The sequence below is a fragment of the Flavobacterium sp. genome (assembly GCF_043778725.1).
In the GTDB taxonomy this organism is placed as follows: Bacteria; Bacteroidota; Bacteroidia; order Flavobacteriales; family Flavobacteriaceae; genus Flavobacterium.
Window position 1 is genome coordinate 1 of the sequence record NZ_JAYWFT010000126.1, and the last position, 9,598, is coordinate 9,598.

The following is a 9,598-nucleotide window of genomic DNA, read 5'->3' on the forward strand; positions in this document are numbered from 1 at the left end:
GGAGAATTCAAAAACCTAACGCAACAAATGATAAATTTTATCTTTGTTGAATTATGGAAAAAAAACACAAACGATTATCGTTTAAAGAACGAGTTGTAATTGAAACTTTACTCCAAGAAGGTAAGTGCAAAAACTACATCGCAAATCAGCTCAAACGCAATCGAACAACAATAACTAGAGAAGTAAATACTTGGGTTTTAAAACCTACAGATATTTATAAAGCTGACTTAGCTCATTGGTACGCATTAGAAGCCAATAAATACAAACATTGTTCTGATAAAATAAATGACAATCCAAGACTTAAAATATTTATTTTCAGAAACTTAATACTTGGAACAAGTCCAGAACTAATTGCAGGAAGATTGAAAATAATCCATCCTAATGATCCAACAATGTCCATATCGCACGAGTCAATTTACAATTATATTTATAGACATAGACAAACTAAATTAGCTCAGAAATTAATAAAACTTCTGCCCTATCATCATCATAAAAGACGTAAACAACGAAAATTTGGAACAAAAAAAACAAGAATAAAAGATCAAGTAAGTATAGATGATAGACCAGATCATGTAGAACTAAGACTTGAAGTCGGACATTGGGAAGGTGATTTAATGATTGGAATCGGACAAAAAAGTGCCATAGGTACAATTGTTGAGAGAAAAACCAGATACACTTTTATAGTAAAATTAGAAAATAGAAAATCCGAAACTGTAACTTACCAATTTGCTGAAATATTAAATACAATGCCTAAATTTATCACTAAATCAATGACTTACGACAACGGAATGGAAATGACTAATCATAAATGGCTAACTAATAATACAGGAATGAACATCTTTTTCGCACATCCATATTCCTCCTGGGAAAGAGGAACTAACGAAAACACAAATGGATTAATCAGACGATTTTTACCTAAAGGAACTGACTTCAATAATATATCGGAAAAACATTTAAAACATATTGAAAACAACCTAAATAACAGACCCAAAAAAATACTTGGATATAGAACTCCAAAGGAACAAATGACACAAGAAATCAATAGCCATAAGGGTTGCCTCTAGCTAATTTTGGAAATAACTTTTGGCTAATTTAAAAAGCCAAAAAAGTTATTCTAAAATTAAGCAGATTTTAAACGAAAAATGCTATTTTTGATACTAACTAAATAACTAACGATGTTGCGTTAGATACTTGAATCCGCCATACATCAACAGCGCCAGGGTTTATTGCTGGGTTTGCGTCGTCGCAATCGGTTCCAAAAGTCACATAACCTTGAGGTAAGCCGGATGCAACAATGGTATTATTAGGGTTTCCAAAACCATCAGCGTCAGCATCTAGATAATAAGTAATTAGATTAGAAAAACTTGGTTGTTGAATACCTTCGTTGAACGAGCCATTAGTACCAACATCATTTTTGTAAAATATTTGTCCAATGGAAAAGCTCACGCTTCCATTACTTCCAGCGGCATCACCGCCTGCACTTACGAAACCTTCCTGAGCAAAAACACTTCCTGTACACAAGAAGAATAATGCAAAAGCGATTCTGTTTTTTTTGTAATTCATAAATTTAGACTTAGGTTAATAATTTAATTGTTTTTATTGAGAGCAAACCAAGCAAACTATGATTGTATGAGAATAATATTACTATTGAATTCAACCCAATACATTTTGCAAATTTTGTTCGCCCGACTGCCTATTTACTAATGATAATTTAGATTTCAAGTGAATTTACTATTATTTCTAAAATATTTTTCAACAAATGTTTCTATTGTTTTTTTATAATCATGATTTAATGAATGCAAAACTTTTATTGACTTAATTGCAATAGGGTTAAACTGAATTAGCATTCGAATTTTTCATTTTTTCTATTTTTTTTTTCTGCTGTATTATTTCCCTCACTTCTTCAATATTTTTTTTAGTTAAAGGAATATTACGTTGAATGCAGGTATAAATTACCTCATCTCTTTTTAGAGAAAATAATCTCAAAAAAATTTTTAATTGTTCCATCATTTTTTATTTTGTTTAGAGATCACAAATTTGATTTTCTTGTTAAACAAAACCTAATTTTGCGCGGGTAGTTGTCGGGTAGTTGTTCAATGCTAAGATGACTACCCGATGGGTAGTCATATTCAAATACTTGATTTTCAATAAATTACATTTTATTAAAATAAATTGATATTTGAAATTTCTTATATATATTTGAAAAAAAACTAATATGCATTTAACAAAACCTTTAATAATAATAATTGCTGCAATATTTTATTGTTTTCCTCTGGCTGCACAAATCAAAAATATTAAGCTTCTTGAAGAAGAAGTTACAAAGCAAAATGATGCTTTAAGATATGAAAATTCTATAAAACTTATTAGTGATTTTATATCTGATGAAAGCAAAACTTCTTATGAAAAGTACAATGCTTACATTTTAAAATCATATACCTATAAGAGATTATTTAATTATGAAGAGACATTACATAATTTAGATTTAGCTTTGAAAGAAGGCTTAAAAAGTGATAAAAAAGCAACAATAGAAAATTGTATAAAAGCTGAAAAAGCATTTGTTTATTTTGACACGCATGAGTATGCATTAGCTGGAAAGTTGATGCAAGAGTTGTACGCATCCAATTATAAATATTTAGACCAAGATTCTAAAACTTGGATAATTATGCAAGAAGGTTATTTGCTAATGATGAAAAAAAAATATGCTGAAGCAGATAAGAAGTATGATGTTTCTTTAGCAATTGCATTAAAGAATACACCAAGAAATGCACCAAATATTTATGGAAAAAAAGTAGAATTGTACAATGTGATGAAATTGTATGATAAACGAGATAAAGCTTTTGAAATAGGAATGCAGTATGCAAAAAAATACAAAATATTAAAATATGAAATGTATTTGTATGAAGTTATTACAAAACAATTTCGCGAAAATGATGATTATAAAAACGCTTTTGAATCACAAAAAAAATATGATTCATTAAATTCTATCTACAATTCAACTAACAACAATGGTAAAATACAGATTTTGGAAAAGAAAATTGATGAAGAAAAAAAGCAATTAGAACTAAAAAATGAACGCATTGTGCAGTATTATTTGATTGGTATTGTTTCAATATTAATTTTATTATTAATAATATCAGGCCGATTATATGTCATTAACAAACAAAAAAGAGTCTTAGTTGAAAATGAAAATATTCGAATCCATAATGATATTGAGCAACTTACTAAAGCGATAGATGAAAAAGGAAATAAGCGATTAGACATTTCAAAATTTCACCTAACAGAACGACAAAAAGAAATTATTTGTTTAATTCAAGAAGGTAAATCTAATAAAGAGATTGCTATCTTACTATTTATTTCAGAAAACACAGTGAAATATCATTTAAAAATTATTTATGAAATTTTGGATATCGAACATCGAACAGAAATCAAATAATTTTGAGATTTTAAAAAAAAATCTAGAAAATATCACTCTACAATTTACAGGAATATAAAAAATTATTTTACAAAGGAGTAAACAAAAAAACTGGATTTGAAATATTGCTTTTTTTCTTAATCTACATTAAGTACATTTTCATTACATCAAACGTAAATTTGTATCATAATAATCACTAAATTTATATACAAATGAAAAATACAGTTTTACACAAAGCAAACACAAGAGGACACGCAGATCACGGCTGGTTAAACGCTTACCACAGTTTTAGTTTTGCCAGTTGGTACAATCCCGAAAGAGTACAATTTGGAACTTTACGTGTTTTAAACGACGATACTGTTGCTGCAGGAATGGGTTTTGGCGAACATGGTCACGATAATATGGAAATTATCACCATTCCGTTAGAAGGCGATTTAGCGCACAAAGACAGCATGGGAAATGCCGAAACCATAAAAACTGGTGACGTACAAGTAATGAGTGCTGGAACTGGAATTCGCCACAGTGAATTCAATCCGAATAATGACCAACGCACTAAATTATTCCAAATTTGGTTGTTTCCAAGAACAAAAAACGTAACACCAAGATACCAACAAATAACGTTAGAAGTAACGGAACAAAAAAATAATTTTGCTCAAATTCTTTCTCCAAATGCAGATGACGAAGGCGTTTGGATTCATCAAGATGCCTGGTTTTATTTGGCTAATTTTGACAAAGATTTCTCTAAAACTTATCAAATTAAAAAAGCAGGAAACGGAATGTACGTTTTTGTAATTTCTGGAACTATTACAGTTGATGGTCAAGAACTAGAAACTCGTGACGGATTGGGAATTACAGATTTTGAAACTTTAGAAATTAAAGCTTCAACAGACGCGAAGTTTTTATTAATGGAAATTCCAATGGAGCAATAAATACCAAATTTCAACATTCGAAATTCTTTATTGAATATTCCAAGTTAAAAATGTTGAATAATAAATTTTCAATAGCGAATGTTGAAGTTTTAAAACATAAAATCATGAACGAAGTACAATTAAAAATCAATGATAAAAACGGTGCTTTTTACATTGATATCAATGGGAAACAAGAAGCATTAATGACATTCGTGTTTGCTGGCGAAGACAAAATAATCATCGATCATACCGAAGTAAATCCGGGAAATGAAGGCAAAGGTTTTGGAAAGAAAATGGTTGTAAAAGCCATTGAGTACGCACGAGAAAAAGGCATTAAAATTATTCCGCTTTGTCCTTTTGCAAAAAGTGTTTTTGATAAAAATCCACAATTTAGCGACGTTTTATAATTATGGCAAATCTTTTAGAAAACGATATTACAGGAACCATTGGAAAACAAAAATACTTGTGTACCATTTCATGGCGCAATGGAACGCTTTTAATGGATGAACCCGAAAGTATTGACGGAAAAGACCTTGGTCCCGATCCATATACCACACTTTTAGCATCACTTGCAGGTTGCACTTTATCAACTTTGCGAATGTATATTGATAGAAAAGGCTGGGAAATTCCCGAAATAAATATTGCTTTAAATATGTCGCAAGAAATTAATCCAGAACTAGAAACCACTATTTCTAGAACCATTTCTTTTTCGTCAGAAATTAGTGAAGTACAAAAAGAACGATTACTTTTAATAGCCGAAAAATGTCCAGTTTCTAAAATTTTAAAAAACAAAGTGACAATTAACACCAACCTATAACCATGGAAACTAACGATTTAACCAAAGAATACAGCAATGGCAAAGTAACTATTGTATGGAAAAACGCCTTGTGCATTCACTCTGCCAATTGCGTAAAAAACAATCCAGATGTTTTTCATCCAAAAGAAAAACCTTGGATTCTTCCAGAAAATTCTACCACCGATAAAATTATTGAAACCATAAATAAGTGTCCTTCTGGAGCGCTATCTTATTATAAAAATACTATTTAATGAAAAAAATACTAGCTTTTGGAGCTTCATCAAGCAAAAATTCCATCAATAAACAATTGGCAACTTATGCTTCGCATTTAATTAAAAATGGAACTGTTGAAATCCTTGATTTGAACAATTATGAAATGCCAATCTATTCTACAGACAAAGAAAAAGAAAATGGAATTCCGCAATTAGCACACGATTTTTACGCTAAAATTGGAGCTTCCGATTTTGTAGTAATTTCCTTTGCCGAACATAACGGTGCCTATTCATCGGCCTTCAAGAACATTTTCGATTGGATGTCGCGCATTAACGGTAAAACTTTTCAGGAAAAACCAATGCTTTTATTAGCAACTTCTCCAGGCGTTCGTGGCGGTAGTTCGGTGCTAGAAATTGCCAATAAACGCTTTCCTTTTCAAGGTGCAATCGTGAAAGGAAGTTTCTCTTTACCAAGTTTTAACGACAATTTTAATGCCGAAAATGGAATAACAAACAAAGATTTAAAAAACGACTTACTCCAAATTATCGACTCGATTACCTTATAAAATTGTCCTAAAAATAATTAGAAGCCAATCCAGCCATACATTACAAGTTTTTAAAAAGAAACACCATTTTTCTAAGCCATAAAAGGAGCTTCTTTGGTCGCTCTTTTCTACCAAGAAAAATTGGCATTTCTTTTTAAAAAGCTTTTCATTACTGTCTGGGCTATGTGCCCAAGTTTTAAATACAACTATTTCTTAATCTAGGTTAAGTGCCGCTTCATTACAACAGCAATATCTTTGTACTATCAAATTGTAATAAAAAAATAAATATAAATTATGGCTACAACTAAATGGGCAATTGACCCAACACATTCAGAAATTGGTTTTAAAGTAAAACACATGATGTTTACCAATGTATCAGGAAAGTTTGAAACGTATGATGCAACAATCACAACAGAAGAAGACGATTTTACAAAAACTACAATTGAATTTTCTGCCAATATCGATTCCATAAACACTGGTAATAAAGACAGAGACAATCATTTAAAAAGCGCAGATTTTTTTGACGCAGAAAAAAATCCAAAACTAACTTTCGTTTCATCATCATTAGTAAAAAAAGGTGACGATTACGAAATAACAGGAGAATTAACCCTACACGGAGTTACTAAAACGGTAAAACTAGAAACAGAAGTAAGCGGATTGTTAAAAGATCCATGGGGAAATACCAAAGTAGGATTAAATGCTACAGGAAAAATAAACCGTACCGATTTTGGTTTAACATGGAATTCGGCACTAGAAACTGGTGGCGTTCTTGTGAGTGAAGAAGTAAAATTGAATATAGAATTACAACTTTTGAAACAATAAATAATTGTTTTTTAAATAAGAAAACCTTGAATTTCATTACGAAATTCAAGGTTTTTATTTTTACCTAATATTTAATAGATTTTACTTCTTTTTCAACGTAGTATTTTCAAATGTTGAAACATCAATTACTTCTTCATTATCTACATCAAACGAAACTTTAATACTGTCACCAACAATAGTCACAGGCAATTGATTGGATATTTGAGACGAACCTACAAAAATGTTTGGATAATCTTTGGTCGTAAAATAGTAAAAACTATTTCCGTTTTTAACATCATTTGTAATTCTGGTTACCACAGATTTTAGTTGCTTTTTATTGGTTAAACTTGCCGCATTCAATTTGTTTCCAGTCATATTGTAAGCACTTTTAAACGAAGTCAATGTTTCTCTCATTGAGTTTCCAACGCCAACAATGGTGTAATCGCTAATGGCAACCATGGCATACATTTTTACCAATCCGCCATCGTCTTTCAACGTCATTACATAGGTAGGAATGTTATTAATATTATACGGAATTGGCAACGACGACTTGTATCCTTTTTCTTGAACTTTTCCTTCTGCCGATCCTTGTGCTGCGATTTCTGTTGCACCACTTTGTTTGTAAAAAGTAGTTTCTTTAGTTCTTGTGTCAACCAATACAAACCCAACTGCCGATTCTTCTTTTCCTACAGAAGTCAATCCGGTGTACCAATACGACTTGTTGTCTTTTCCGTAAACTAAAGTCAATCCTTCGGTGATTTGCAATTTATTTGCATTAGAAAAATTCCAATAACCATGCACATATTCGCCCCAATCGTTTAATTGTTCTTCAATAAAATCTATAGGTTGCACTCTATCAACCCATTTTGGTGCGTCACCAATTGTATAATCGGTCATTGCTCCTGTTTGTGCATCAACAACTACAATTCCGGAAGCATCGTTTCCACCAAAACCAATTTTTTTATCGTATTTAGTTACAACCCAAAACGGTTTTCCTTCATCATCAATTTCAAAAGTATAATCGGTTAATCCAACAGTTGCATATCCATTAAAGTAAAGATGTCTTTCTATTTGGCTACCAAAAAAAGCTTCGTGTTGGTATTTAATTTTGATTTCTTTACCTGCAATATTCTGAACCAATTTTACATCACGTTCGTTTGTTGCAGAAACCATAACGTAACCAGCAGTTCCTTCTTGATTGTTCATCCATTTAAAAAACCCTGAATGCAATAATGGCGCAACCCAATATAAATCTTTCCCTACTTTTTGAATACAAAAATGTCCTAATTCTACTTGGCTTCCCAAAGCTGGTTGCGAACCTAGAATTTTTTCGCCGAGTAAATAAGCCAAATCTTCATCAACAACTCTAATTTCGTCAATTGAAATGGGTGCAATATGATTGGAAATTTTTGTTCCGTCGGCCACTTTTCCTATCAAGTTTTTATACGATTCGCTTCTAAACATTGGAAGACTTGTCAATAGTGGAAAAACAGTTATGTAAAATAATAGCAAACCAGAAATGATAAAAAATAGTTTGCTAGGTTTTTTAAGAATTTTAACTTGTTTGGCATCTTTAGAAATTTGAACACCTGTAGAAAGCACAATTCCAAAAACGGTAACTACTAAAAGAATTATTGGTAGCGCAATAAATCCGTAATTAATTACTGGAAGATTGAAATAAAATAATAAAAAAGCAACAATAATAAGTAATAGAATAGCCTTAATGATTTTCATGGTTGGGTTAGATTTTGTTCTTTTATTAGACGTAAATGTTAAAATAAAGTTACAGTATTTAAATAAAATAGTATTTTTGCGTCAGTTTTCAGCCAACAACTTTAAACTTTTAAACACTAAACTTTTAAACTAATCAAATGAAAGCATACCTATTTCCAGGACAAGGCGCACAATTCTCAGGCATGGGAAAAGATTTATATGAAAACTCAGCAGTAGCAAAAGAATTATTTGAAAAAGCCAATGAAATATTGGGTTTTAGAATCACCGATATCATGTTTGAAGGCACAGCCGAAGAATTAAAAGAAACCAAAGTAACGCAACCAGCAGTTTTTTTACACTCGGTAATTTTGGCAAAAACATTAGAGAATTTTAAACCCGAAATGGTTGCCGGTCATTCATTGGGCGAATTTTCTGCTTTGGTCGCCAACGGAACTTTATCATTTGAAGACGGATTAAAATTGGTTTCACAACGCGCAATCGCAATGCAGAAAGCCTGCGAAATTTCACCTTCAACAATGGCAGCAGTTTTAGGCTTGGCCGATGAAAAAGTAGAAGAAGTTTGCGCTTCAATTGACGGAATTGTTGTTGCAGCAAATTATAACTGTCCGGGACAATTGGTGATTTCTGGAGAATTTTCGGCAGTAGAAAAAGCCTGTGAAGCTATGAAGGAAGCTGGCGCAAAAAGAGCGTTATTATTGCCAGTTGGAGGTGCATTTCACTCACCAATGATGGAGCCAGCAAGAGAAGAATTGGCAGCAGCAATTGAAGCTACAACCTTTTCAACTCCAATTTGTCCGGTGTATCAAAATGTAACTGCAAGTGCCGTTTCTAACGCTGACGAAATTAAGAAAAACTTAATCATCCAATTGACAGCGCCAGTAAAATGGACACAATCGGTACAACAAATGATAAAAGACGGCGCCACTTTATTTACAGAAGTTGGACCAGGAAAAGTATTGGTTGGATTGGTTGGTAAAATTGATAAGGAAGTTGAGACGCATTCGGCTTAGTTCAGTTTTCAGTTGACCGTTTTCTGTTATCAGATTTCAGTTTTGCAGTCTTTTGTAGATTTCAGACATAAAAAATAGTAAAAAACTCCGAAATTCCTAGACTGCACCCAAAAGTTTAGACAAATTTATAATTAATTTTGATAATAATGAGCTCGATATTGTATTGGGCTCATTTTGTTT

The 9,598-nt window shown here is 31.7% G+C and carries 12 protein-coding genes; 9 read left to right on the plus strand and 3 right to left on the minus strand.

Going from position 1 to position 9,598, the window contains the following annotated elements; all coding sequences use genetic code 11:
* Window positions 1-53 precede the first annotated feature (53 nt).
* Window positions 54-1,064 (plus strand): IS30 family transposase, encoded by a 1,011-nt coding sequence (locus ACH2CG_RS12300; RefSeq protein ID WP_395065613.1) that lies wholly within the window; start codon window positions 54-56, stop codon window positions 1,062-1,064.
* Between the two features lie 97 nt (window positions 1,065-1,161).
* Here ACH2CG_RS12300 and ACH2CG_RS12305 read toward each other — a convergent pair whose 3' ends face one another.
* Both ACH2CG_RS12305 and ACH2CG_RS12310 read right to left on the minus strand, forming a co-directional pair.
* Window positions 1,162-1,563: a hypothetical protein gene (locus ACH2CG_RS12305; protein WP_395065615.1), complete on the minus strand. Its 402-nt coding sequence runs from the start codon at window positions 1,561-1,563 to the stop codon at window positions 1,162-1,164.
* A gap of 267 nt (window positions 1,564-1,830) precedes the next feature.
* Window positions 1,831-2,010, minus strand: a complete 180-nt coding sequence (locus ACH2CG_RS12310; protein ID WP_395065617.1) for a hypothetical protein — start codon at window positions 2,008-2,010, stop codon at window positions 1,831-1,833.
* A 205-nt stretch (window positions 2,011-2,215) separates the two neighbouring features.
* Here ACH2CG_RS12310 and ACH2CG_RS12315 point away from each other — a divergent pair, with 205 nt between their 5' ends.
* From ACH2CG_RS12315 to ACH2CG_RS12345, 7 genes are all read left to right on the plus strand, one after another.
* Complete coding sequence (locus ACH2CG_RS12315; protein WP_395065619.1) at window positions 2,216-3,433, plus strand: response regulator transcription factor; 1,218 nt, start codon at window positions 2,216-2,218, stop codon at window positions 3,431-3,433.
* Window positions 3,434-3,624: 191 nt separating this feature from the next.
* On the plus strand, window positions 3,625-4,341 hold the full coding sequence (locus ACH2CG_RS12320) for a pirin family protein (protein WP_395065621.1): 717 nt from the start codon (window positions 3,625-3,627) through the stop codon (window positions 4,339-4,341).
* Window positions 4,342-4,445: 104 nt separating this feature from the next.
* Complete coding sequence (locus ACH2CG_RS12325; protein WP_395065623.1) at window positions 4,446-4,727, plus strand: GNAT family N-acetyltransferase; 282 nt, start codon at window positions 4,446-4,448, stop codon at window positions 4,725-4,727.
* Window positions 4,728-4,729: 2 nt separating this feature from the next.
* Window positions 4,730-5,137, plus strand: a complete 408-nt coding sequence (locus ACH2CG_RS12330) for an OsmC family protein (protein ID WP_395065625.1) — start codon at window positions 4,730-4,732, stop codon at window positions 5,135-5,137.
* A 2-nt stretch (window positions 5,138-5,139) separates the two neighbouring features.
* Window positions 5,140-5,367 (plus strand): (4Fe-4S)-binding protein, encoded by a 228-nt coding sequence (locus ACH2CG_RS12335; RefSeq protein WP_395065627.1) that lies wholly within the window; start codon window positions 5,140-5,142, stop codon window positions 5,365-5,367.
* Window positions 5,367-5,894, plus strand: a complete 528-nt coding sequence (locus ACH2CG_RS12340) for an NADPH-dependent FMN reductase (protein ID WP_395065629.1) — start codon at window positions 5,367-5,369, stop codon at window positions 5,892-5,894. The genes ACH2CG_RS12335 and ACH2CG_RS12340 overlap by 1 nt, the downstream gene beginning before the upstream one ends.
* Window positions 5,895-6,167: 273 nt before the next feature.
* On the plus strand, window positions 6,168-6,695 hold the full coding sequence (locus tag ACH2CG_RS12345) for a YceI family protein (RefSeq protein ID WP_395065631.1): 528 nt from the start codon (window positions 6,168-6,170) through the stop codon (window positions 6,693-6,695).
* Between the two features lie 81 nt (window positions 6,696-6,776).
* Here the strand turns inward: ACH2CG_RS12345 and ACH2CG_RS12350 are convergent, their stop codons facing one another.
* Window positions 6,777-8,408, minus strand: coding sequence for a hypothetical protein (locus tag ACH2CG_RS12350; RefSeq protein ID WP_395065633.1), 1,632 nt, complete (start codon window positions 8,406-8,408; stop codon window positions 6,777-6,779).
* A 137-nt stretch (window positions 8,409-8,545) separates the two neighbouring features.
* Here ACH2CG_RS12350 and fabD point away from each other — a divergent pair, with 137 nt between their 5' ends.
* Window positions 8,546-9,418, plus strand: a complete 873-nt coding sequence (gene fabD / locus ACH2CG_RS12355; protein WP_395065635.1) for an ACP S-malonyltransferase — start codon at window positions 8,546-8,548, stop codon at window positions 9,416-9,418.
* Window positions 9,419-9,598 lie beyond the last annotated feature (180 nt).

Bases quoted from the DNA above. Each gene is read 5' to 3' on its own strand.
- ACH2CG_RS12300 (WP_395065613.1), top strand. From the start codon at position 54: ATGGAAAAAAAACACAAACGATTATCGTTTAAAGAACGAGTTGTAATT.
- ACH2CG_RS12305 (WP_395065615.1), bottom strand. From the start codon at position 1,563: ATGAATTACAAAAAAAACAGAATCGCTTTTGCATTATTCTTCTTGTGT.
- ACH2CG_RS12310 (WP_395065617.1), bottom strand. From the start codon at position 2,010: ATGATGGAACAATTAAAAATTTTTTTGAGATTATTTTCTCTAAAAAGA.
- ACH2CG_RS12315 (WP_395065619.1), top strand. From the start codon at position 2,216: ATGCATTTAACAAAACCTTTAATAATAATAATTGCTGCAATATTTTAT.
- ACH2CG_RS12320 (WP_395065621.1), top strand. From the start codon at position 3,625: ATGAAAAATACAGTTTTACACAAAGCAAACACAAGAGGACACGCAGAT.
- ACH2CG_RS12325 (WP_395065623.1), top strand. From the start codon at position 4,446: ATGAACGAAGTACAATTAAAAATCAATGATAAAAACGGTGCTTTTTAC.
- ACH2CG_RS12330 (WP_395065625.1), top strand. From the start codon at position 4,730: ATGGCAAATCTTTTAGAAAACGATATTACAGGAACCATTGGAAAACAA.
- ACH2CG_RS12335 (WP_395065627.1), top strand. From the start codon at position 5,140: ATGGAAACTAACGATTTAACCAAAGAATACAGCAATGGCAAAGTAACT.
- ACH2CG_RS12340 (WP_395065629.1), top strand. From the start codon at position 5,367: ATGAAAAAAATACTAGCTTTTGGAGCTTCATCAAGCAAAAATTCCATC.
- ACH2CG_RS12345 (WP_395065631.1), top strand. From the start codon at position 6,168: ATGGCTACAACTAAATGGGCAATTGACCCAACACATTCAGAAATTGGT.
- ACH2CG_RS12350 (WP_395065633.1), bottom strand. From the start codon at position 8,408: ATGAAAATCATTAAGGCTATTCTATTACTTATTATTGTTGCTTTTTTA.
- fabD (WP_395065635.1), top strand. From the start codon at position 8,546: ATGAAAGCATACCTATTTCCAGGACAAGGCGCACAATTCTCAGGCATG.